Source organism: Priestia sp. D3YE.R1 (genome assembly GCF_049199565.1).
Lineage (GTDB): Bacteria > Bacillota > Bacilli > Bacillales > Bacillaceae_H > Priestia > Priestia aryabhattai.
Window position 1 is genome coordinate 584,443 of the sequence record NZ_JBLTHW010000002.1, and the last position, 22,604, is coordinate 607,046.

Genomic DNA, 22,604 nt, shown 5'->3' on the forward strand with positions numbered 1-22,604 from the left:
AAGTATAAACTTATTTACTGGTATAGTAAATATAAGGTACTAGTATATTGCCATTGTAGTAGGTAGTGAGAATGACACGAAGTGGGGTAGCAGTACGGACAATTATTGTTTGACACCTAAGGTATAAAAGAGTATACTTATGTTAAACATAGTAATTATGTCGGATAAGTAGGTTATGGTGCTGTGAACAAGACTTCTACTGATAAAGAGGAGATCTAGTCCAAATCGTACAGTCCGACTTTGATGAGATGCTTTTAAGCATCTTTTTTTTGTGCAAAAAAACAGCCGCACGGGCTGTTATAGGGTATTAATTCTTCCTTTGTAAGCATCAATCAACCGCTGGTTATGTTCATCTGAACCTTCCATGTTTCCACTTAAAAAGATAGGAGGCGTGATGCCGCGGCTAAGCAGTTTTTGAATGGTTCTAGATAGGATATCGTTTAAGATAGCACCTCCAATTACAGTAGAACCAGAAGCGAAAGAAATGTCTTGCTGATGAAGAAGAACGTCTCCTTTTGGAATATGATTGTTAATAACAAGATCCACGACATCATGAAGGTATTTTCCGCTTTTATGTCGCGAAGCCCGGCTTGTGGCATAAGAAGGAGAGGTAAGACCGATAACAAAGGCGCCTTTTTCTTTTGCAATTAAAGCCACATCAATGGGAACAGGATTTACGCCTGACGTAGAAATGACAATCATAATATCGCCTGGTACGATATCTTCTTTTTCCATAAAGGTGGAGGCATAGTCGTTTTTACGTTCTAGCTGTGAAGAGCGCGAAGCTCCTTTATGAAGCATCAGTTCTTCTACAAAAATAGGATGAATCGGTGCAAGCCCGCCGGAACGGTAAAACACTTCTTCCGTTAAAATATGAGAATGACCGCACCCAAATAAGTGAATGAGGTGATGAGAAGCTAGTTGCTGTGAAATTTTCTCGGCTGCGGATTCCATTGCCTGCTGTTCATGCGCCTCCACTTTAGCAAGCAGTTTTGTTAGTTCCTGTAGATATAAACTAGACATAAAAAAACTCCTTAGTTAAGATCGTGTCATGTTAATCGTAAACTTATAGCGGTCTGCTCGGTACGAAGACTTCACCACTTCAAGCGGCGTGCCGTCTTGCAAATACGTATTTCGTTGAATCAGTAGAACCGGTGAATATGAGCTGATTCCAAGATGCTTCACTTCGGTTTCAGAAGCTAAAATGGATTCTAGTGTTTGATTGGCTTCGCCAATTTTCAGCCCGAGCTCTTCTTCAATATAGCGGTAGAGAGAGTCATTAACAATGGATTCTGTTAGTCCTTTGACTAAGTTAGCGGATACATACACGCTTTCGAGCGCCATTGGCACGTCATCAGCTAAACGAATACGCTTGATTTCATAAACAGGTGCATGAAGAGAAATGTGCAGCTGCTCGGCAATTTTTTCTGAAGCCGCAATAATTTCAAAGCTCAGCAGCTTACTGCTTGGCACCATTCCGCGCGCTTTCATATCTTCTGTAAAACTCGTTAATCCAACGAGCTGCTGCTCCAGCTTTTTTTCAGATACAAAGGTGCCGCGGCCTTTTTGACGGTATAAATAACCGTCGTTTACTAAATTATTAATCGCTTGGCGAACGGTCATTCTGCTGATTTCAAATCGTTCTGCAAACTCGCGTTCAGAAGGAAGCGAATCATTTGGTTTTAACTCTCCGTTTTCAATTTGTTTTTTTAGTTGTTCTTCAATTTGATAATAAATCGGAAGAGGTGAGCTTTTATCAATCACGTGAGTTCTCTCCTTTATGTAAACCTCCTCATCTAAAAGAGACGAGGAGGCTATAAATTAAACCGCAGTCGATACTTTACTTAAAGCTTCTTGGTCCGCAATAATTGTAACACAGTGATGCCTTTTTAAAATAGAAGCGGGAAAGTTCTCTGTAATTTCTCCGTTAAGCAGCTCATACATCGCTTCTGCTTTGGCTTCCCCGGAGATAAGCAGTAAAATTTCTTTGCTTTTCATAATCGACTCAATTCCCATTGTAATTGCCTGAGTAGGCACTTCGTCAAGAGAATTAAAGTAGCGTGCATTGGCTTTTCGCGTTGACTCTTCTAACGTCACAATATGAGTAGGAGAGTTGAATGATGTACCGGGTTCGTTAAAGCCAATGTGTCCGTTTTGGCCGATTCCAAGAATCTGAAGGTCAATGCCTCCGTGATTTTGAATCATTTCATCGTAGCGGCGGCACTCTTCTTCAGGCGTATCAGCTAAGCCGTTAGGAACATGGGTGCTGCTTGCGTCAATATCAATGTGATTAAATAACGCATCTGCCATATAGTAGTGATAGCTGTTTGGATCTTGCGGCTTCATTCCGACATATTCATCTAGGTTAAATGAAGTAACGTGTTTGTAAGACGTGCCGTGCTCTTTATGATCTTGAATTAAACGATCATATAATCCTTTCGGCGTGCCTCCCGTTGCAAGTCCCAGATTCATATTTGGCTTTTCATGAAGTTTGCTAATCAGCATATCAGCTGCTTTTGCACTCATTTCACTGTAATTTTTCACTTGGATGATATTCATTGTTAGTCCTCCTTTTGAAAGCTCAATGTGCCTCGGCAAAATGTCATTTCAACATCTAAGTTTTCATTTAATACCACGATATCCGCATCTTTTCCAATTTTGAGGCTTCCTTTTGTATCAAACAGATTAAGCTGTTTTGCTGGGTTTTCAGCAGTCATTTTTACGATGTCTTCTAATGAACAGTTCGTAAAGCTCATCGTGTTTTTAATCGCATCGTTCATCTTTAAGATGCTTCCTGCCAACGTTCCGTCTGCAAGGGTAGCCGTTGTGTCGTTTACGTGAACAGGCTGTCCTCCTAAATCATACGTACCGTTTTTTAGCCATTTGGCACGAAGAGAATCCGTGATAAGAATCATGCGTTCACTTGTAATTTGATCGTACGCAAGCTTGACCATTTCAGGTCGGCAGTGGATGCCGTCTGTAATTAGCTCTACAAATAATTCATCTCTCAAATAAGCGGCGCCTAACACGCCCGGCTCTCTATGGTGAAGGCCGCGCATGCCGTTATATAAGTGCGTAATATGAGAAGCTCCTGCTTTGATAGCTTTACCAACTTGATCATATGTGCTGTCGGAGTGGCCAATAGAAGCGACAACGTTTGTTTCTTTTAAATAAGAAGTAAGTGCTAAGCCGTTTGGCTGCTCCGGAGCTAATGTGACAAGTTTAATATGTCCTTCGGCTGCTTTTTGCCACTCTTGAAACAGTGCTACATTCGGATCTTGAATGTGAGTAGGCGGCTGTGCACCCGCACGTTTTGGTGAAATAAACGGACCTTCTAAGTGAATACCAACTATTTCAGCATCTCTATCTGTTTGTTCTTCTATATAAGCCCCCGCATTGCGAAGCGCTTTTTCAACCGCTTCATTCGACTGCGTCATAGTGGTTGCTAGAAAGCTTGTTGTACCTTCTTTTGGGAGCGTGCGCGCCATTGTTTTTAATGCTTCTGCCGTACCGTCCATCGCATCGGCATTGTTAACGCCATGAATATGCACATCAATGGCACCAGGAATCACTTTATAGGAAGGAGAAAGCTCAATCACATGATCATTCGACTGACGTACGTATTGATGGATCTCTCCGATTTCAGTAATTTTCTTGTTCGTTAGTTTAATATACCCGTTTTTTAATGTCTGATTTTCACTATAAACGGTTACATTATAAATAATGATGGATGAATGTGTATCCATACATACACTCCTTTGCTCGTTGTATTGATTTAAGTGTAACGCTTTTTGGAATAGTTGTCTAGACCAGTTGATTCTTTTTTGTAAACTAGAAAGTTTTGTAAGGGCTTTTAACATTGATATAGAGAGGTTTTTAAAAATAAAATTGGTATAGACAACTATATATTTTATGTGCTAGTATGAGTCCATGCAGTAAAACCGCCTTCATTTCAGCTGATGATGTAATCATAGGCCGGGGATGAATGCGGTAACTTGTCATCCGATAAATACTGTTACGAAAATCCTTGCTCGTAACATCGGGTTAAATACGTTATACAAAGGGGATAGAAACATGCTGAATTTTTTACAACGTATTGGTAAATCGCTTATGCTGCCAATCGCAGTATTACCTGCTGCGGCATTGCTTCTTCGTTTGGGTCAAAAGGACTTATTGGATATTCCATTTATGGCTCAAGCCGGAGATGCGATTTTTGCGAATTTAGCACTACTGTTTGCACTCGGAATTGCTGTAGGGCTTTCAAAAGATGGAAGCGGTGCAGCAGCACTTGCCGGAGTCGTTGGTTATTTTGTGTTAACAAAAGGAACTGTAGCTATTGATAAAGATATTAACATGGGTGTACTCGGCGGGATTGTTTCAGGGGTAACGGCCGGTTTACTATACAATCGCTTCTCAGCGATTAAGCTGCCCGAGTGGCTCGGCTTCTTTGCAGGAAAGCGGTTTGTGCCGATTATTACGTCAGTCGTTATGCTTGCGCTTGCAGGAATCTTTGGCGTTATTTGGCCGCCGATTCAAGATCAAATTAACAACTTAGGAACGTGGATTACAGGAGCAGGAGCCCTTGGTGCAGGTATATACGGATTTTTAAACCGTCTGTTGATTCCAATTGGACTGCATCATGTGTTAAACAGCTTAGTGTGGTTTGTATTCGGAGACTATCACGGCGTAACGGGAGACTTGAATCGCTTCTTTAAAGGAGATCCAACGGCAGGAACATTCATGTCTGGATTCTTCCCGGTTATGATGTTTGGTTTACCGGCAGCTGCGCTTGCGATGGTTGCAGCAGCTAAAAAAGAAAAGCGCAAACAAGTCAGCGGTATGTTAATCGGACTTGCTGTTACTTCTTTTTTAACAGGAATTACGGAACCAATTGAATTTCTATTTATGTTCGTAGCACCGCTATTATACGTTATTCATGCCGTTTTAACGGGAATATCGATGGCTTTAGCCGTTGCTCTTGGCATTCACGCTGGATTTGGATTTTCAGCAGGTGCCATTGACTTCTTCTTAAACTACGGAATTTCACAAAAACCGCTGCTGTTAGCGGGAATTGGAATTGTATATGCAGTGATTTACTTTGTCATTTTCTACACGCTGATTAAAGCGTTAAATTTAAAAACACCGGGACGTGAAGATGATGAAGAAGTAGACACATCAAACGAAACGGTTGTAGCAACAGGCGATAAATATGTGGATATGGCATCGTATTTTATTGAAGATTTAGGCGGAAAAGAAAACTTAACCGTAATTGATAACTGTGCGACTCGTCTTCGCTTACAAGTAGCTGATGCCGGCAATATTAATGAAGCTGCCTTAAAGCGCCACGGAGCGAGAGGAATTATGAAGCTCAGCAAAACAAATGTTCAAGTCATTGTCGGAACGGAAGTAGAGTTTGTTGCAGACGCAATGAATCAATTAGTTCAATACGGCACGGCGTCAACCGGTGCACCTGTTGAACAACAGGCTGTTCAAGCAGACGCACACACAGAGTTTGTTTTACCGTTTGAAGGCGTTGTAAAGCCGCTTAGTGAAGTAGAAGATCAAGTGTTTTCACAAAAAATGATGGGTGACGGCTTTGCGATTGAACCGATTGAAGGAACGCTCGTATCACCGATTAACGGTGAAGTCATGACCGTATTCCCAACAAAACATGCGATTGGCTTAAAAACAACAGAAGGAATTGAAATTCTCATTCACGTTGGATTAGATACTGTGAATTTAAAAGGAGAAGGATTTGAAGCGCTTGTTCAAGAAGGCGACAGCGTTCAACAAGGAACACCTCTTTTACAGGTGAATTTAGACTATGTTAAAAAGCATGCACCCTCTATTGTGACACCAGTTGTATTTACCAACTTGCCAGCGGATAAAGAAGTGAAGCTGTTAAAAACAGGCTACCAAAAGCAAGGTACAAAAGATGTTATTACATTTTAATAAAAAGGTTGGAACAAACCTGTTCTAGTTAAAAGAAGATCCGAACGATGAAGCGTTCGGATCTTTTTATTGTGATGGTGAATGTAGATTTAATCTATTTAGTTGCTTCTGGCTGTTGATTGGAGGGCAAGGCGAAGACTCCTGCGGGAAAAGCGGAACAGGTGAGACTCCGCAGGAGCATAAGCGACGAGGAGGCTTACCGGCCGCCCGCGGAAAGCGAAGCCTTGCACGGAAATCAACAGCCAGAAGCAAGCACTCAGCTCATGTATCCTATTTGTTCGTTTTTATATGGGGGTAATCTAGTTACGTTTCAATCTCTTTTTTCTTTTCTTCATAATTGAAAGAATTTTGTGTTAAAATTTAGGGTGTTTGATACAGCTAGTGTGGAGCAGAGAGGGAGTAGAACAAATGAAAAAAGAAGCGGCATTATTCAGAGTAAAGGTGACGGCATGTTTATTATAGGAGCATTAGTCAATGGATTAGCGATTGTTGTAGGAACATTAATGGGCAAGTTTGCTCACCGCATTCCTGAAAAAGTAAGCGTGACGGTGATGCAAGTGATGGGGTTATCCGTTATTACGCTCGGTTTGCAAATGGGCTTTAAAAGTCATCAGTTTTTAATTGTAATTTTGAGCTTAGCCATTGGAGCGGTTATTGGTGAGTTCATTGATTTAGATGAAAAGCTAAACCTTTTAGGCAATATGATTGAACGAAAATTTCAATCGCAACAAAATGACAAGCAAACATTCAGTATTTCACAGGGCTTTGTGACAGGAACGTTGATTTTTGTTATTGGAGCGATGGCAATCGTAGGAGCATTAGACAGCGGAATACGAGGCGATCACAGCGTATTGTTTACGAAAGCGGTGATGGATGGGTTTATCTCGTTATTATTAGCGACTACGCTTGGAATAGGCGTCATTTTCTCAGCGGTGCCTGTATTTCTGTACGAAGGCATCATTGCGTTATTTGCTACGCAAATTAATGCAGTCGTGCCGCAAGATTTAATGAATAGTATCATTGCTGAAGTAACAGGAGTAGGCGGGGTATTAATTTTAGCGATTGGAATTAATTTATTAGAAATTATTAAAATTAAAGTTGCCAATTTACTGCCTTCGATTTTGATTGCGGTTGTGATTGTAGTTGTACAGCATACATATTTTTTATGAAAAAAAAGAGACTCGGACAAAAGTATGTTAGGTGAAAAAATCCGAATGATGAATTGAGATTCTTGATAAAAAACTCAACTCGTTCGGATTTTTTCATGGTTAGGGTGAAGGCAGGTTTACTGTATGTAACTGCTTCTAGCTGTTGATTGGAGGGCAAGGCGAAGACTCCTGCGGGAAAAGCGGAACAGGGGAGACCCCGCAGGAGCGTACGCGACGAGGAGGCTCAGCGGCCGCCCGCGGAAAGCGAAGTCTTGCACGGAAATCAACAGCGGCGTGGCAAGTGGTCCAACTCAGTTATCTCATTTGTTCGTCTTTAGATTGAGTCTCCAATTACTTCTTTTGATGATTTTTCGTTTTTTACGATAAAAGATCCGGATGGACATGTGGTCATGATTTGCACAGGGTAAGTCGTTAGCTCCAGAAGTTTAAGGTATAGTATACTAATAATAAAACCCTAATGAGATGAAGTAAGGAGAAATACTGCTTATGAAAGACAATCAACCGATTACAGCTCTTATTGCTGCACAAGTGGAGAAGTTAGCACATCAATTTGGCTATGACTTTTTATCTGAAAAACAAGGGAATCAAACGCTTTGTCAAATTCTTCAGCGAGATGAAGACGGATCTATTTTGGCGACGCCGCTTAGTTTTCATTTACATATAAATGAAGACAAAGGAACAGGAGATATTATTTATTACCATGAACAAGGAGAATTTAAGCGTCAGCAGGTGAATGTATATGAAGAAAATAGCCTTGTGAACGTTTTGTTATTTATCCAAGAGCGGTTGAAGGTCAATCGATAAAAGCGATTGACCTAACATATGCAAGAAAAAAAGCAGGGAGCTCCCTGCTTTTTTCTATGAATTGATATAGCGCAATCCTACGCGGTTATTAAAAATTTGGTTATGATTTTTGAAGACAAAAGCACCTGCTGCGTGATCAATCACCAGCTCATTGTCGTAAACTTCTTCCATGTCATCATCAACAATAAACTCTAAGTCTTCAACCGTTACCACTTTTTCGTAGGGTTGAAGACTGCGCTTTGAGATGATCTTCATTTCATAAATTGTATTAACAATATCGCAGCTTCCCCGATCAAAAGAAAGCTGAATCATTTGGTTTTGTTCCACATTCTGCAACGCTTCTTTTGCAGAAGGAGTGACGCGTATATTCATAATGATATCCTCCTTTTTCTATCCTCAAATTAAATTGTGTGAAATGTATTTAGAAATACTTTATTTGATTTTTATGTCACGGGCAAGAAAAAAGCTTTCTTACTATTAGTATTTCCCTTTCAAAATGGAACAAAACGCTGATGTTTTTATCATGTTTTCATAAAGACGTACATAGATATCACCTGTATGTGATTAAAGAAAAAAGAGATAAGCTAAAAAAACTGCGCTTCGTAATTCTTAGGTGTAAATGCTCAATGATAGGAATATATTGTAAAAATACAAGAGGATAAGTCATTTACGTATTTTAATAGTTATTGAGATAGTTTTGAATAATTGGTTTTATTTTCAATATATTGGGTACTTAAGTAGAGTACTTTGCACACGGTATTGCACCGAAAGACATCGGTTTATCGGACTAATTATTGTCTTATTTTGTCGAAGTAGTAGAATTTATGGAAACCATTCCTTATCATGTACAAAGTGACTAACAAAATACATAGGAGGTTCTGGTCTAGATGAGTGAGAAAGATCAAAACAGAACAACAGACGAAACAGCGGCTTCGCTAGAAACAGCGCCCGCTCCCAAAAAAGCGCCGGCTAAATGGATTATCATTTTGGCAGCTTTAATTGTGATTATTGGAGGAGCAATTACATTTGCTACGGTATTTAAAAAATCTCCTAAGCAATTATACTTAATCTCTGAAGTAAATACGTACCAAAAAGCAGCAGATGAATTGGAAACGAAGTACAGTGAAACGATGGCTTATCAGGAAAAAGCGATGAAGCAGCCTTCTACCACAAATGCTACTATTAAAGGCGGCTTTAACATGGATTCACTTTCGTATGATCCAAGCTTTAAAATGATTCAAGATCTTATCAGTAAAGCTGAAATTAAAATTAAAGCGGAACAAGATCCGAAAAAAAGTGAAGGATACGGTTCACTGGCTCTTAATATCGGCGGTTCAAAAGCGCTTGACCTAGAAGGTTTTCAAACGAAAGAAAGAATAGGCTTTAAAGCTCCGATTCTAGCAAATGAATATTTCTATTTAAACTTAGACGAATATGGACAGGTAGCGCGTAAGTTCGATCCTTCGTATTCAGGTCCTGAAACGCTTGATATTAACACGAGCAACGTAAGTTTAGAGGATTTAAAGTTAACGGAAAAAGAAAAGACCTACATTGCAAAAGAGTACGGAACGTTCATTTATGATGAGTTAGACAGCGATTATTTTACAAAAGAAAAAAATGTGGATTATAAAACAAATGGCAAAACGCTTCAGTTAACAAGCGTGACGCTTAACATGTCTGACAAAGAAACAAAACAATTTATGGATAAGCTTATTGCAAAGGTAGCAAAAGATGACAAGCTTCATACTATCTATGCAAATCACGTGTCTAAGCTATTTAAATCTTCAGCAGCGACAAATCCAGAATTAAAAGATATGGCAGATCCAAAAGAATTGAAAAAATCAGTAAAAGAAAGTCTTCAAGACTTCCAAAAAGAAGCAAAAGATACGACTTACCCTGGCGGTGTTAAATCAACTGTGTACGTTCAAGATGATGTTGTGGTAGCTCGCGATATGAACATGGGCGTAAAAAATGCTTCTAACGAAAAAGGAAAGATTAACGTTGTGACTAAAAATGTTCCGTACGAAGATAACAAAACGGCGAAGCAGTTCAAAACAGTACTCACGGAGAACAGTAAGGATGATGTGCTTACGTTTGATATGAAAAATGACGTAACAACGGAAAGTGATAAACGAAAAGAAAATATGTCTATTCATTTGTTAACAAAAGATTCAAAAGATGAAGACACGAATATGACGTTTAAAATGAATTCAGTAATCAACGGTAAAACCGATGCAAAACAAACGGCTGACCGTACTTTCTCTTTAGACTTAGGTGATCAAGAAGATCTAGTAGTAAACGGAGAAGTAAAGCAAAATCAAGCAATAAGTGCTTCAAAAGGAAAAGCAGATTATTCGTTTGATATTCGTACAAAAATAGGACCAAAAGCAGATCCGGCAAACGTTACGTTAAAAATTGACTCTGCTTCTCAATTAAAAAAATCAGCCACTATTCCAGAGCTTGACGCATCTAATGCGACAAACGTAAAAGATGTAACGCCTGAAGATATGCTGTCGATTCAAGAAAATTTCGCTAAAAATGTTCAAGGTCTCATGATGAATATGGGAACCGCTGGTTACTAAAAGGTGCAAAGCAGATGAAGATATATTTCTCTTTGACTCTTTTTACATGTAAAGCTCTATTGAAAAATATAAAATCTCTCATACTGCTAATAATGATCCCTGCTCTGTTTTTACTTGGAGCAGGGATCATTATTAGTCAGACCATGCAAGGTGAGGAGAAAGTCAATCGGTTTCCCGTGGCCATTGTGGATAAAGATGATACTGCACAAACGAAGTACGTCATTGAACAGCTGACTGAAGGTAAGCTTCGCAAGATCATGAAGCCTCTTTACACGAATGAAGAGAAAGCTAAACAGCTGCTGCAGCAAAATAAAGTGGCAGCCATTGTAACGCTGCCAAAAGGTTTTAGTCACGATATTGCTCATGGGAAAAATCAGCCTTTACACGTCATTGGAAACAACAATAAGCCGCTTCAGTCACAGCTGTTTCGCTACGTGATGGAAAGTGCAGCTGACTACACGTCAGCCGCTCAAAGCGGTATTAATACGGTTAATACCTTTTTAGAAAAAGAAAATGTCTCTGATAAAAATAGACACGCAGAGTTTAAGAAGAGCTTAGTAACGTTTGGGCTTCATGTATTAGATAGAGGAAGTTTATTTGATGAACAAGTAGAAACGAGTTTCTTTCAGCAGGATATGAAGCAATATTACGTCCTGTCTTTTGCTGCTTTGCTGCTTATGATTTGGAGCTACGGCGGATGGCTGCTTGCTAGTGAAACGCAGACTTATCCCGTACTGGCTCGAATGAAAACAAGAGGTGTATCGTTTGTCCACATTTATTTAGCGCAGCTGACGGCTCTGTTTGTTCTTTTGCTGCCGGTATCTGTCGTTTTGTTTGGAAGCCTCATTAAAGGACTGAAACTGCCTGTAACCGGTACGTACGGAGAGCTTTTTTTAGGGGTAAGCGGAAGTTTGCTTGCTTTTTTATGTTTGTTTTTACTTCTTCGGGTTCTTTTTTTATCACAAAAAGCTTATCAAATAACCGGTTTGCTGTTCATTTTGCTGAGTGCGATTTTAAGTGGACATGTTGTGCCGGTCGTCTATTTACCGGACTGGGCGAGTGGTTTTCAGAAATGGTCACTCAACACCCGCGTCTTGGAGCTGTTATTTTATGAATTTGATGGATATAACACAAACGAAGCTTTTCTTTACCTTACGCCTATTCTCATTACGGCAGCAGGAAGTTTTGTTCTTGCTGTTGGCTACGTGATGATTATGCAAAGGCGGTGGAGAAAATGATCAGTGAAAAAATAAAGCAGCTGCTGAAGCGTCCTATGCTTATTGTCATGATCTTCTTTTTACCTTTAATAGGAACGGTCATCAGCAGCTCATTTTTAGCAAAAGTACAAAGTGATTCAAAAATCCCTGTTGCTCTTGTCGATCAAGATCACAGCAACATGTCTAAACAAGTGATGGATCGACTACAGAAAACAACAGAAATTCAGTTTCTTTCTCTGAACGAAGAACAAGCGAGAAAGCAGCTGGCAAAAAATAAAATTGACAGCATTTTTATGTTTCCTAACGGATTTCAGGAAGAAGTAGAAGCGGGGAATTATCAAGGAGTCATTGATTTGCTCACGCTGCCTTCTTCAGTTGCCACAGAAGCGGTTCGAGAAGTCGTGGCGAGTGAAGTGACAAGGTTAACAACAAATGTTAAAGCGGCAAATGAAGTGCGTTTTTTATATAAAGTCTATCACATTCAGGCAGGACCAGATTTATGGAAAGAGGCGTATCACTATACCGATAACCAGTGGAAGCCAAGGCCGCTGATGACAATTGATTACGAGGAGCAAGGAACGAAGAAGCGTACGAAGCAAGGGAGCGTTCAAATGACCGGATACGTGCCGCTATGGGGATTTTTTACGCTTTTGATTTGCTGCATCACATCAGATTGGATGATTAAAGAGAGAAGGCATCTTTTTAAACGAATGAAAACGATGCAAAAAGGACTTTACGGTTATATTCGAGGCGTCAGCGCCGCTTATGCTGTTTTATACGTGCTTCAAGCCTGCATCAGTTTTGCTTTATTTAAATGGCTTTATGGAGTAGAGTCTTACGGTGTACTGCTGTATATGTGTATTTATGTGGTTGTATGCGTTGCTTTGAGCACGTGGTTTGCAAGTGAAAGTCAGCGAGTTGGATCTTATTATATGATCAGCGTTGTCATGGTCACAGGACTCAGCATAATAGGAGGAAGCTTTTTCCCGGTAGGAGAGCTTTCTGCAACGATTGAAAAAATAAGTCAGTGGCTTCCGCAGCATCTGCTTCTGTATCAGCATGCACTGCCGCTTACGCTCATTTGGAAAGAGATAGCTGTTTCCATTGCATGCATATGTTTGTGCGCATTTAAAATAGTGTGGAATGTGAGGAGCATCAAATGATTGAAATTAACAATGTTAGCAAAACATACGGAAAAAAACGTTCGTTAGCAAATGTTACGCTGACCGTAGAAAGTGGGGAAGTCATTGGACTTTTAGGGCCAAACGGCGCTGGTAAGTCGACGCTTCTGTCTATTTTGTCTACCATTACGGCTCCTTCAAGTGGGAATGTCACGATTGGAGGCTTATCGCTTAAGAAAAATCAAAAAGCGATTCGAGAAGTCATTGGCTACGTTCCACAAGATATAGCGCTGTGGGAAGAGCTTAGCGTAAAAGAAAACATGAAAATGTGGAGCAAAATGGCTTCACGCTCTTTGTCGAATGAACAGCTTCAGTCTCTTTGCTCAGCTGTACAGCTGGAAGGAAGATGGAAGGGAAAAGTGAAAAATTTATCAGGAGGTATGAAGAGAAAGTTAAATATAGCCGTTTCGCTTATTCATGAACCGTCCGTTTTGTTAATGGATGAGCCTACGGTCGGAATTGATTTGCAGTCCAAGCTTGAGATTATTCGTTATATTAAACAGCTGGCGGCAAAAGGAAAGACGATTATCTATATTACCCATGATTTGAATGAAATCTTGGGCGTGTGTGATCGGTTTGCGGTCTTAAAGGAAGGAAAGCTGGAGTTTGTCGGCACGATGGACCAAGCAAAGGAAAAGACGGGGGAAGATGCAGAAGAGAACGTTGTGTATAAGCTGCTGCATGATTAAGAGTAAGCAATAATAAAAAAAGAGCCGCTTCATGAAGAAGCGGCTCTTTCTATTATGCTTGTGTAACTTCTTGTTCTGGTGAATGACTTTCAGGCTGCACGCGTTCTTCCTCAGGAAGGGCACGTACTTCCACTTCTTTCATTTGGTGACCGTCCATTTCTTTTGCAATAAACTCGTATCCAAAAAGTTTGAACGATTCGCCTTCTTGAATATCGATATTTTGCATCAGCATCCAGCCGCCAATTGTATCGATATCATCATTTTCAATTTCGATATGAAGCACTTCGTTGACTTCTTCAAGCAGTACTTTTGAGTTAAAGACAAAATGCTGATCGCTGATTTTTTGAACAAGCGGCTTTTCATCTGTATCAAACTCATCTCGAATTTCTCCAACGATTTCTTCTAAAATATCTTCAACGGTAACGATCCCTGCCGTACCGCCGTACTCGTCAATCAACACAGCCATATGCGTACGTTTCTTTTGCATCGAGCGCAATAGGTCTTGAATCGCTACAGTTTCAATTACTTGAATAATAGGATTCATATAAAGCTTCACGCTTTGCTTTTTTAACGCATCGTTGATTACGACATCGTTTAGAATTTCTTTGACGTTGACTAAGCCGATAATATTATCTTTGTCTCCGTCAACGGTAACAGGGTACCGAGTGTAGCGATCTTCTACAGCAAGCTTTAAGAAATCTTCAATGCTGTCGTCTTCAGAAACAGCTGAAATTTCTGTTCTTGGTACCATGATTTCGCGAGCAACACGGTTATCGAATTCGAAAATGTTGTTCACGTACTTATATTCGGACTGGTTAATTTCCCCGCCTTTAAAACTTTCTGATAAAATAATGCGCAGCTCTTCTTCACTGTGCGCAAGTTCATGCTCTGAAGCTGGCTTTAATCCAAACATGCCAGTTAATAAACGGGCAGAACCATTTAGTAACCAAATGAAAGGGAACATAATTTTATAGAATAAAATTAACGGACGAGCAAACAATAACGTAACTGTTTCAGCTTTTTGAATCGCAAATGTTTTTGGCGCTAATTCACCAACAACTACGTGAACAAACGTTACAAGCGCAAATGCGATAATGAATGAAAGAATATGGGTTAAAGATGCAGCAACACCCATTTCTTCAAACAGAGGTTCTAAAATCTTCGCAACAGTCGGTTCTCCTAACCAACCGAGTCCTAAAGCAGTAATCGTAATACCAAGCTGACACGCAGATAAATACTCATCTAAGTGTGTCGTCACGGTTTTAACCGCATTCGCTCCTTTTTTTCCTTCAGCAACAAGTTGATCTACCCGTGAACTACGAAGCTTCACAATTGCAAACTCTGAAGCAACGAAAAAAGCAGTGAGTACAATTAAAATCGCAAAAATAATTAAGTTAATGGTTATCAATGAATATACTTACTTTATAGTGCTATAAAGTAAGTAAACACCTCCTGTAAATAATAAATTTACGACAGCAGCAGCAGTAAAGAGTGCAAAAGAGTGACGCTTTCTGGTGAGAGCCGATTCATCATTACTTTTCGATCTTCTTCATTCAGCTTTTCCATAAGCGGTGCAACTTCTTTTAAACTGTCGTTTAGTACGTAAAATTTGGATGCTAATTCGTCTTTGGAGTGGCTATTCTCGGATTGCTCTATAGAAAATAGAGAAGAAATCTCTTCAAGAGAACGGCCTTCGCTTTTTAATTTTTCAATTAAGTAAAGACGTTTCAGCGCTTCTTCGTTATAAAAGCGATAGTTAGAAGCAGAGCGTTCTGCTTTTAATAACCCAATGTTAGTATAATAGTCAACCGTGCGTTTCGTTACATGTGCCATCTCTGCAAGTTCTCCAATTTTGTATGTCGCAACCCCATCAGAATACCACCTCCTTTAACTATGTCAACCATCACGTGATGGTTTTTATCTACGCAACTATTTATCTTTTATCCTATCGTAATTAAGTATACGCGCGTAAGATCAAAAAGTTTCATTTTTTTATTAGCATTCAGTATATCTCAAAATAAGGTAGTTTGACAAAGATTTTATAAAAAAAACTCGCTTGTATTAAGCGAGTTTTTTAGTAGGATGACGTACGATAATGTGCATGCGTTCATACACATATTGAATACGTTCAGTATATTCTATGAACTCAGGGCTCATTGGAGATAGCTGATCAGCAATACGGTGCATAATAGCAGCTTCTTCTTTTAACGAATCTAAATTTTGAGTTCGGTCAATTCTGGCTTTAAATGTTAACGAAATCATGTTATTCACCTCGTTGTTATATTACTTGTTATGAAGCGCTATGTCCGTGACTTTTATCACTCTAGTCAAAGGTGATAACGTAATTATTTGATGTTTGCCGGCATTTTGTGTAGGATGATTAGAAAAGGGTTTTTATGGGAGAATGAAATGAATTTAAAACGAATGCACCACGTAGCCATTATAGGAAGTAATTATGAACGTTCAAAAGCTTTTTATGTAAATGTGTTAGGATGCAAGATTATAGAAGAAACATATAGAAAAGAAAGAGATTCATATAAGCTAGATTTAGAAGTAGCTCCTGGCTATCAAATTGAGTTGTTCTCGTTTCCAAATCCGCCACAGCGTCCTTCAAGACCTGAAGCGTGCGGCTTACGCCATTTAGCTTTTGCGGTTGAAAGCGTAGAGGATTCCAAGCGTGAACTAGAGCAGCAAGGGATTGATGTGGAACCTATTAGGGTAGATGAACTAACGGGAAAAAAATTCACATTTTTTGCTGATCCGGACGGGTTACCGCTAGAGCTTTATGAAGAGAAAGAGGGGGAATAAGGAGTATGTGCAATTATTTATTCGTATACGGAACGCTTCTTGAAGGAGAAGGTAATCACGGATTGCTGCATCATGCGCGCTCAATTGCCAAGCAGGCAAAAACGAAAGGGAAATTATATGACACTAAGCAAGGCTATCCTATGCTTGATATCGACAGTGAACATATTACGTACGGAGAAGTATATGAAGTGACCGATCAGCTTATGTGGAAGGCGCTTGATGAATTAGAAGGTTATATTCACGAAGGTCATAAAGACAATGAATATGATAAAGTTGTGCAAACGGTTGAAACGGACCAAGGTGAATTTGAAGCCGTTGTATATGTAGCAAGAGATCGTTCCCTGCTGCAAGAATTTATCCCAGGCGGAAACTGGCGCGTGTGGAAAGAAGATTTATTAGAAGGTATGCTGTACTTTGCTTACGGTTCATGTATGGATAACGATCGTTTTATTAAGCACGGGGTGGATCAGTATTTCCAAGACTGTCTCGGCAAAGCTGTTTTTAAAGGCTATACGCTTCGATATAACCACGTTATTCATGACGGAGGACGTGCAGACATGGTTGAAGAAGGCGGAGTCGTTGAAGGCAAACTGTACCGCGTGCCTCCTGAAGCGATTACGTACCTTTACGGCAGAGAAGGCGTAGATAATAACGGCTATCGTCCTGCCATTATCTCTGTAGAGCATGAAGGAAAGATTGTGGATCATGTTCTTACTTTTTTTGTGTTAAATAAAGAAAAAGAAGTCGCACCTCCGGATCATTATTCGGCTGAAATTATTCGAGGAGCAACAGGTGTACTCAGCGAAGAATACGTTCAGAAGCTAATAGAGCAAGTCCATGCGCTAAAAAATAGTGATGTCGTAAATAACTAATATAAAAAGAAGCAAAGACAAAAGTAGTTTAGTTGAAGAAAGCTCCGAACGAGTAATCGTTCGGAGCTTTTCATTGTTATGGTGAACGCAGGCTTAATCTATTTAGCTGCTTCTAGCTGTTTATTGGATTGATTTTGTTATGTGTTGAATTAGTTAAAGGAAACAGAGAATTCTGTTTGAAATACACTGTCTTTTGATAAACGGTTGATGCCTAATTTTTCTTTGAAATTTCCGTTGTGGTCATGCGTATCTGCAATTCCAAACCAAGGTTCGATGCAAAGAAATGGAGCGATTGTATGATTTTCTGCATCATACTTTGACCAAATACCTACGTACGGGAAATCATTAAACTGAACGTTAATTTGATTTTCATTAACCGCCGATTTAATTGTAATTCCGTCAATATGGCTAAAAATTAACGCATCATTTGCAAATAAACCTGCGCTTAGCGGCAGCTGATGCAAATTTTCTGCAGCTCCTTTTTCATGAATAAGCGCGTCTTTTAATACAAATTCCTTTGGCGTAGTTTCAGAAGGCTCTATTTCTAAAAAGTAATCAGAAATCTGCTCGTTTTCACGTAACGGAATACGAAAAGCAGGGTGGGCTCCAATTGAAAAATACATATTCTCTTTATCTTCATTTACTACTTTCCACTGAAACGTTAATCGGTTGTTTTCCAGACGGTAGCTAATTTCAACTGAACATTCAAACGGATACACGTCTTTAAAATGGCCGTTTGTGGCAAATTTCAGCCGTGCTGTTTCGTTTGTTTGCTCAATCACGCTGAAAGTAGAATCACGTAAAAAGCCGTGCTGAGGCAAAGAGTATTCGCGCTGATCAACGGTATACTGATCATTTTTTAATCGGCCTACGATTGGAAACAATACGGGCGATACTCGTCCCCAATAAGTAGGGTCTCCGCTCCACATAAACTGCAGGCCTTTTTCTTTATGAAATACTTCTACAACTTCCGCTCCTTTTTCTTCAATGCTGACTTTCATTTCGCTATTTTCTAGTACAATCATTACAACATCTCCCAAATCATTGTTGTACGCTAGAGCTGTCTCAAACGTACTGGCTTTGCTTATATTATACCCTTCTTGGCAAAAAAGGTATTAATTTCCCTATTTTTGTTCAAATTAATATAGAAAAAGGAGGGTTCAAATATGAATCATGCAACATTATTGCTCATTAAATTTGCAGCGGCACTTATTGCGTTTGGTATAGGCCTTGATTTGTTTTTTGATGCAACCATCGGAGACATTATTTCTTTTAGCTTGCTAACGACAGTTGTGACATATCTAGTAGTGGATCGAATTGTACTGCCTCGAGTGGGCAACCGTGATGCTATTATTGTTGAATTTGTTCTAACCTATATGAGCGTATGGATTTTTGGCACATTGTTATTAGACAGTTACGTTCAAATTGCTTGGGGAAGTATTATTTCTGCAGCTATTATTACATTTGCTGAGGTTTTTGTTCACCGCTACTTATTCAACCATATTGAAACAAAGCATACAGCGAGAACGCGCCCGGCTTTTAAGCGAAAACTAGCGTATGACACAGAATTTGCAGAAGAACAGCATGTAGAAAACAAGGAAAACCCAAAATAAAAAGAAAGCTCAATTTTGAGCTTTCTTTTTATGTGTTAATGCATAAAAGTCATTTCTTTTAAAGGCCAGTATTTCATGTTGACTTCTCCCATGATTGAAGAGATAGGAGTAAGGCCAAAATGCCTTCCATCTCGGCTGATACGTCTGTTGTCACCTAGCACTAATACGTATCCGTCCGGTATCGTGCCGTCTGGAGACAGTTCGTACGTTGAAAAATTTTCGGTGAATCGCTCGTAAACGGGCACTTTGGATAAATATTTATGAAGATGCGGCTCTTTTTTGACCTTATTATTTATATACAGAACATCATCTTTGTATTCGACCGTTTCTCCTGGTAAGCCCACAATGCGCTTTACTAGAAAATCACTGCTGTAGGGAGCTTGCAAAACGACAATGTCAAAGCGCTCCAGCTTGCTGTGTTTGTTAATAATAATTCGATTGCCTTCGTGCAAAATAGGCTTCATAGAATCGCCTTTTACAGTGTAGGGCTGAAACCAATAGTGCTGAACGACCACAGAAAGCAAAACAGTGCCGAGGATGACGCTTGTGTATGTAAGAATTTCACGCTTTAGTTTTTTATTGACCATAATGGATGAACACCTTCTTAACGGTAAGACTGTCAATTTAAGTTTTTCATAGAGATATAACAGTGTTGATTGTACCATTCAGAACTAAAGTTTTCCATATCTATCTATTTATGCGTGTATCGCGAAAATATGCTTGGCGGAACAAAAAATGAAAAGAGCCGTTATTCTTTAAAATAACGGCTCTTTTTTATTATAACTGAGCGCGCTCAGTTCGAGTAACTGGTTGATTCGGCTCTTCTTCCAAAACAGGCTCAACAGACTTATGCTGCTTGATTTCTTCTTCCAGTTCAGCAATTCGCTTGTTTTTCTGTTTCACTTGTCCTCTTAGTTGAACAATTTTTACAAAGCTCAATGAAGCAGCAACAACTCCTCCAAACACAGCCGTTGTTAAGATGATTAAAATAAGAGGCCATTTTTGTGAACCAAATACATAGTTAAATTGTACAGGATCGTTGTTAATTACAGCTAAAACAGCAATGATAAGAGCAAATATAAGTCCTAAAATAAAAAAGCTCTGTCCTTTCATAAGCTGCACTTCCTTTCTTTACATGGTCATTACAACTTTTGTAGCGTAACCACTCGTCTTAAGTGTTTGCTATCTTGCTTATAGGTATACGTATCCACATTTAAACAAAATCAAACATTTTCTTGATTATATATATCTTTCTTTTAAAACACAATATATCGATTGATGTAGAAACTTTGACATGTCCAAAGACCCGGTCTGTCGAATTTTTGGAATAAAGAGCTCGCGTATCCTTTTTTGCTTAAGCAGATTAAGCAGGGGGAGAGACTTTCATTCCTAAAGACGAACAAATGAGATACATGAGCTGAACCGCTTATGACACCGCAGTTGATTTCCATGCAAGGCTTCGCTTTCCGCGGGCGGCCGCTGAGCCTCCTCGTCGCTTGCGCTCCTGCGGGGTCTCATCTGTTACGCTTTTCCCGCAGGAGTCTTTGCCTTGCCCTTCAATCAACTGCTAGAAGGACGAAACAGATGAAGCTGTATTCGTTTTTCACTTGGGCTAAGATACTGTTGTCCCAGCCTCACTTTTATTAAAGAGTTTATATAAACGCAAGCTGAGACTTTAGCTTAATTGCATTAAATTATTTCATTATCTATCACCTGGAGCAGGGTGGTCTACGCCTTTGACATGATGCCGATGCTGGTTGTCTTCGCTGGTGTAAAAGTCATAATAGTGAACATGCATACCGTTGCCAATGGGAATAGCGGGACCAGAGTAGGCTTTGTAATGATGTGTATGTCCGTCTTCAAACACAACATAGCCTTCTGTATAGTGAATGTGGCTTCCATCCTCGCTTTGAATTGGAGGAGACGTTACATCGAGGCACTGATGGACATGTCCTGATGCAACAGAAGTGTAGTCCACTGAGCCATGATTGTGATGAGGAACAAACCCTGAAATAAAATCATCCTTGCCTATTTTTTTCATTTTACTTCCCCCTACAAATTCAATTTTAAAAAACTGTTTAAGTAAATTCTTTAAATAGGAATCTGAATTTCTCTTTTTAGTTAAATTCAAAAATACATGCTATTGATATGAACAAAGAAAAATAAATATGACTTTTGATAATCAGGATTTATAAAATGGGTAGTTTTCCTGTGTGTTTGCCGTTTCTACTTGATAACTTTCACATATATTTATTAAGGAAGGACAAGTTATTATAAGAGAGGAAGTCAGCATAATGAGTTGGGAAAATAAAAAGAGTTTATGTCAGGAGTTTGCGAGAATTTTAGGTGGACAAGGCAGTTTAGATGAAAATGGCGTTTGTTTGGTACAAAAGTTTCGTACTATTCGTTTTAAAATTTTAGGGCGTCCAACACGCTCTCCATTAGTTACTCCTCAATTTTTTACTTTTGAAGATTTAGATAGTAAAGGAAGAGCACTGAATCTAGGTGAAACCGTGCTTTTGCAAGAAGAAGTAAATCCATTATTAACGGAGCTTAGAAAAAGAGATATTAAGGTTACGGCCGTTCACAACCATTGGCTATTTGAAGAGCCGAGAGCAATGTATATGCACTTTGAATCTGTAGAGCCACCGTTAGATTTTGCACGAAAAGTAAGAGAAGCGTTTAGAGTATTAAAAGGGTAAAAATCAGCTTTATATAAAATCAGTTTAGTCTTACTTACTGCTTTTAAAATTAGATTAATAAACCTTTAAACATGTATATTATATATTTGTTTATAAGATGCAATTGAATGAAGCTATCAGGTTAACTAATTTTTGAGCAGTGAGACTCTTAAAATAAAAAAAGCACGCGTTCGCCGCGTGCTTTTTTTATGTATAAACTTAAAATGCGTTTAGGGTGTTATCGCTTAACCACTGTTTGCGTTCAGCTGCATCTTCGAATAATTCATCTGCATTTGTAAATTGAGAAGCAATGACATATTCAATTGTTGCAAGAGGAGCTGTTAGCAAACGCCAGTTTAATACGATTGTATTATCTTGAGTCGTAGCATATTCTTCACCTAACTCGTCCCATTTAACAGATTCAGGAGCATTGTCTGCTGCTTTTTTAACAGATTTCAAAGCTTCTTGGAATTTTTCACCTGCGCGGCCTTGGTACCATTCTGTTAATAGTTGTCCAATACCTTCATTTGTTTGCTGCTCGTTCCAGCTTTCAGGTACTGTAGCAATGAATTTTGCACGGAATGTCATTTCAGCTTTTGCTACATCTCCACGAACGATGTTTAAGCGGTATTGACGCCCTAGGTAAGGGAATTTGTCTCCTTCTTCAAAAGAACCAGTTTTAGCTGCAGAAGCTGCTGCTTTAGGAGCCTCTTTTTTAGCTGTTTCTTTTTTTACTGCTTCTGTCTTTGGAGCAGCCGGCTTTTCCTCAGCTGGTTGTGAAACGTTTAGTTGTTTTAAAATCCATGTTGCTTTGCGTGCGATGATTGAACGCACATTGTTTTCATTAAGACCTCTTGGGATAATAACTTTTACCCCTTCTTTGTCACAAATTTGCACCGTGATATCGGTTCTATTTGGAACGACTTCAATTTTGTAGTCAATTGTTTGATTGCCTGTTTGATACGTATACATAAAATTTTTCGTACTCCTTTCTACAAATCTTCATTTTATAAGCAAAGGTAGAGTTTGGTCAAAT

Annotated in this window: 27 protein-coding genes; 13 read left to right on the forward strand and 14 right to left on the reverse strand. The window is 39.2% G+C overall.

What is annotated here, in order from left to right; genetic code table 11:
* Positions 1–297 precede the first annotated feature (297 nt).
* Genes ACOZIR_RS15145 through nagA form a run of 4 tightly spaced genes read right to left on the reverse strand, consistent with a single transcriptional unit; the run spans position 298 to position 3,746 of the window.
* Positions 298–1,023, reverse strand: a complete 726-nt coding sequence (locus ACOZIR_RS15145) for an SIS domain-containing protein (protein WP_045293063.1) — start codon at positions 1,021–1,023, stop codon at positions 298–300.
* Positions 1,024–1,038: 15 nt separating this feature from the next.
* Complete coding sequence (locus tag ACOZIR_RS15150) at positions 1,039–1,764, reverse strand: GntR family transcriptional regulator (protein ID WP_025749507.1); 726 nt, start codon at positions 1,762–1,764, stop codon at positions 1,039–1,041.
* A gap of 57 nt (positions 1,765–1,821) precedes the next feature.
* Positions 1,822–2,559 carry a glucosamine-6-phosphate deaminase gene (gene nagB, locus ACOZIR_RS15155; RefSeq protein WP_310878127.1) on the reverse strand — a complete coding sequence of 246 codons (738 nt, stop codon included), beginning with the start codon at positions 2,557–2,559 and terminating at the stop codon, positions 1,822–1,824.
* A gap of 2 nt (positions 2,560–2,561) precedes the next feature.
* Positions 2,562–3,746: an N-acetylglucosamine-6-phosphate deacetylase gene (nagA, locus tag ACOZIR_RS15160; RefSeq protein WP_045293059.1), complete on the reverse strand. Its 1,185-nt coding sequence runs from the start codon at positions 3,744–3,746 to the stop codon at positions 2,562–2,564.
* A gap of 328 nt (positions 3,747–4,074) precedes the next feature.
* Here nagA and nagE point away from each other — a divergent pair, with 328 nt between their 5' ends.
* From nagE to ACOZIR_RS15185, 5 genes are all read left to right on the forward strand, one after another.
* Positions 4,075–5,952: an N-acetylglucosamine-specific PTS transporter subunit IIBC gene (nagE, locus tag ACOZIR_RS15165; RefSeq protein ID WP_045293057.1), complete on the forward strand. Its 1,878-nt coding sequence runs from the start codon at positions 4,075–4,077 to the stop codon at positions 5,950–5,952.
* Between the two features lie 115 nt (positions 5,953–6,067).
* Positions 6,068–6,250 carry a hypothetical protein gene (locus ACOZIR_RS15170; protein ID WP_421535704.1) on the forward strand — a complete coding sequence of 61 codons (183 nt, stop codon included), beginning with the start codon at positions 6,068–6,070 and terminating at the stop codon, positions 6,248–6,250.
* 151 nt (positions 6,251–6,401) lie between these two features.
* Positions 6,402–7,121, forward strand: a complete 720-nt coding sequence (locus ACOZIR_RS15175) for a DUF554 domain-containing protein (RefSeq protein ID WP_045293142.1) — start codon at positions 6,402–6,404, stop codon at positions 7,119–7,121.
* Between the two features lie 142 nt (positions 7,122–7,263).
* Positions 7,264–7,443, forward strand: coding sequence for a hypothetical protein (locus tag ACOZIR_RS15180; protein WP_080890191.1), 180 nt, complete (start codon positions 7,264–7,266; stop codon positions 7,441–7,443).
* A gap of 164 nt (positions 7,444–7,607) precedes the next feature.
* Entirely contained in the window at positions 7,608–7,925 is a 318-nt protein-coding gene (locus ACOZIR_RS15185) for a hypothetical protein (RefSeq protein WP_045293055.1), read from the forward strand.
* 54 nt (positions 7,926–7,979) lie between these two features.
* On the opposite strand, the gene ACOZIR_RS15190 is transcribed toward ACOZIR_RS15185, so the two are convergent.
* Complete coding sequence (locus tag ACOZIR_RS15190; RefSeq protein WP_013055888.1) at positions 7,980–8,297, reverse strand: iron-sulfur cluster biosynthesis family protein; 318 nt, start codon at positions 8,295–8,297, stop codon at positions 7,980–7,982.
* A 515-nt stretch (positions 8,298–8,812) separates the two neighbouring features.
* Here ACOZIR_RS15190 and ACOZIR_RS15195 point away from each other — a divergent pair.
* Genes ACOZIR_RS15195 through ACOZIR_RS15210 form a run of 4 tightly spaced genes read left to right on the forward strand, consistent with a single transcriptional unit; the run spans position 8,813 to position 13,594 of the window.
* Entirely contained in the window at positions 8,813–10,507 is a 1,695-nt protein-coding gene (locus tag ACOZIR_RS15195; protein ID WP_045293053.1) for a DUF6583 family protein, read from the forward strand.
* A 14-nt stretch (positions 10,508–10,521) separates the two neighbouring features.
* Positions 10,522–11,745: an ABC transporter permease gene (locus ACOZIR_RS15200; protein ID WP_045293052.1), complete on the forward strand. Its 1,224-nt coding sequence runs from the start codon at positions 10,522–10,524 to the stop codon at positions 11,743–11,745.
* On the forward strand, positions 11,742–12,887 hold the full coding sequence (locus ACOZIR_RS15205) for an ABC transporter permease (protein ID WP_045293051.1): 1,146 nt from the start codon (positions 11,742–11,744) through the stop codon (positions 12,885–12,887). The genes ACOZIR_RS15200 and ACOZIR_RS15205 overlap by 4 nt, the downstream gene beginning before the upstream one ends.
* Entirely contained in the window at positions 12,884–13,594 is a 711-nt protein-coding gene (locus ACOZIR_RS15210; protein WP_045293050.1) for an ABC transporter ATP-binding protein, read from the forward strand. The genes ACOZIR_RS15205 and ACOZIR_RS15210 overlap by 4 nt, the downstream gene beginning before the upstream one ends.
* 52 nt (positions 13,595–13,646) lie before the next feature.
* Here the strand turns inward: ACOZIR_RS15210 and ACOZIR_RS15215 are convergent, their stop codons facing one another.
* From ACOZIR_RS15215 to ACOZIR_RS15225, 3 genes are all read right to left on the reverse strand, one after another.
* Positions 13,647–15,002: a hemolysin family protein gene (locus tag ACOZIR_RS15215; RefSeq protein WP_025749495.1), complete on the reverse strand. Its 1,356-nt coding sequence runs from the start codon at positions 15,000–15,002 to the stop codon at positions 13,647–13,649.
* A 59-nt stretch (positions 15,003–15,061) separates the two neighbouring features.
* Positions 15,062–15,427, reverse strand: coding sequence for a MerR family transcriptional regulator (locus ACOZIR_RS15220; RefSeq protein ID WP_013055894.1), 366 nt, complete (start codon positions 15,425–15,427; stop codon positions 15,062–15,064).
* 228 nt (positions 15,428–15,655) lie between these two features.
* Positions 15,656–15,856: a hypothetical protein gene (locus ACOZIR_RS15225; protein ID WP_029325051.1), complete on the reverse strand. Its 201-nt coding sequence runs from the start codon at positions 15,854–15,856 to the stop codon at positions 15,656–15,658.
* 147 nt (positions 15,857–16,003) lie between these two features.
* Between ACOZIR_RS15225 and ACOZIR_RS15230 the strand changes: the two genes are divergently transcribed.
* Both ACOZIR_RS15230 and ACOZIR_RS15235 read left to right on the forward strand, forming a co-directional pair.
* A complete protein-coding gene (locus ACOZIR_RS15230; protein WP_014461134.1) occupies positions 16,004–16,402 on the forward strand; it encodes a VOC family protein in 399 nt (132 codons plus the stop codon).
* Between the two features lie 5 nt (positions 16,403–16,407).
* Complete coding sequence (locus tag ACOZIR_RS15235) at positions 16,408–17,274, forward strand: gamma-glutamylcyclotransferase (protein WP_045293049.1); 867 nt, start codon at positions 16,408–16,410, stop codon at positions 17,272–17,274.
* A gap of 149 nt (positions 17,275–17,423) precedes the next feature.
* Here ACOZIR_RS15235 and ACOZIR_RS15240 read toward each other — a convergent pair whose 3' ends face one another.
* Complete coding sequence (locus ACOZIR_RS15240) at positions 17,424–18,299, reverse strand: aldose 1-epimerase family protein (protein WP_045293048.1); 876 nt, start codon at positions 18,297–18,299, stop codon at positions 17,424–17,426.
* Positions 18,300–18,440: 141 nt separating this feature from the next.
* On the opposite strand from ACOZIR_RS15240, the gene ACOZIR_RS15245 reads away from it, so the two are divergent.
* Complete coding sequence (locus tag ACOZIR_RS15245) at positions 18,441–18,887, forward strand: YndM family protein (protein ID WP_016763336.1); 447 nt, start codon at positions 18,441–18,443, stop codon at positions 18,885–18,887.
* 35 nt (positions 18,888–18,922) lie between these two features.
* Here the strand turns inward: ACOZIR_RS15245 and lepB are convergent, their stop codons facing one another.
* From lepB to ACOZIR_RS15265, 4 genes are all read right to left on the reverse strand, one after another.
* The gene (gene lepB, locus ACOZIR_RS15250; RefSeq protein WP_045293047.1) at positions 18,923–19,474 is read right to left on the reverse strand and encodes a signal peptidase I; all 552 of its coding nucleotides are present in this window, start codon (positions 19,472–19,474) and stop codon (positions 18,923–18,925) included.
* A 190-nt stretch (positions 19,475–19,664) separates the two neighbouring features.
* Positions 19,665–20,000 (reverse strand): LapA family protein, encoded by a 336-nt coding sequence (locus tag ACOZIR_RS15255; protein WP_045293046.1) that lies wholly within the window; start codon positions 19,998–20,000, stop codon positions 19,665–19,667.
* 313 nt (positions 20,001–20,313) lie between these two features.
* Positions 20,314–20,451, reverse strand: coding sequence for a hypothetical protein (locus ACOZIR_RS15260; RefSeq protein WP_160297359.1), 138 nt, complete (start codon positions 20,449–20,451; stop codon positions 20,314–20,316).
* A gap of 138 nt (positions 20,452–20,589) precedes the next feature.
* Positions 20,590–20,928 carry a YmaF family protein gene (locus tag ACOZIR_RS15265; RefSeq protein WP_013055902.1) on the reverse strand — a complete coding sequence of 113 codons (339 nt, stop codon included), beginning with the start codon at positions 20,926–20,928 and terminating at the stop codon, positions 20,590–20,592.
* 253 nt (positions 20,929–21,181) lie between these two features.
* Between ACOZIR_RS15265 and ACOZIR_RS15270 the strand changes: the two genes are divergently transcribed.
* On the forward strand, positions 21,182–21,589 hold the full coding sequence (locus tag ACOZIR_RS15270; RefSeq protein WP_016763340.1) for a DUF1259 domain-containing protein: 408 nt from the start codon (positions 21,182–21,184) through the stop codon (positions 21,587–21,589).
* A 198-nt stretch (positions 21,590–21,787) separates the two neighbouring features.
* Here ACOZIR_RS15270 and ACOZIR_RS15275 read toward each other — a convergent pair whose 3' ends face one another.
* A complete protein-coding gene (locus ACOZIR_RS15275) occupies positions 21,788–22,540 on the reverse strand; it encodes a M48 family metallopeptidase (RefSeq protein WP_045293045.1) in 753 nt (250 codons plus the stop codon).
* Between the last annotated feature and the right edge of the window lie 64 nt (positions 22,541–22,604).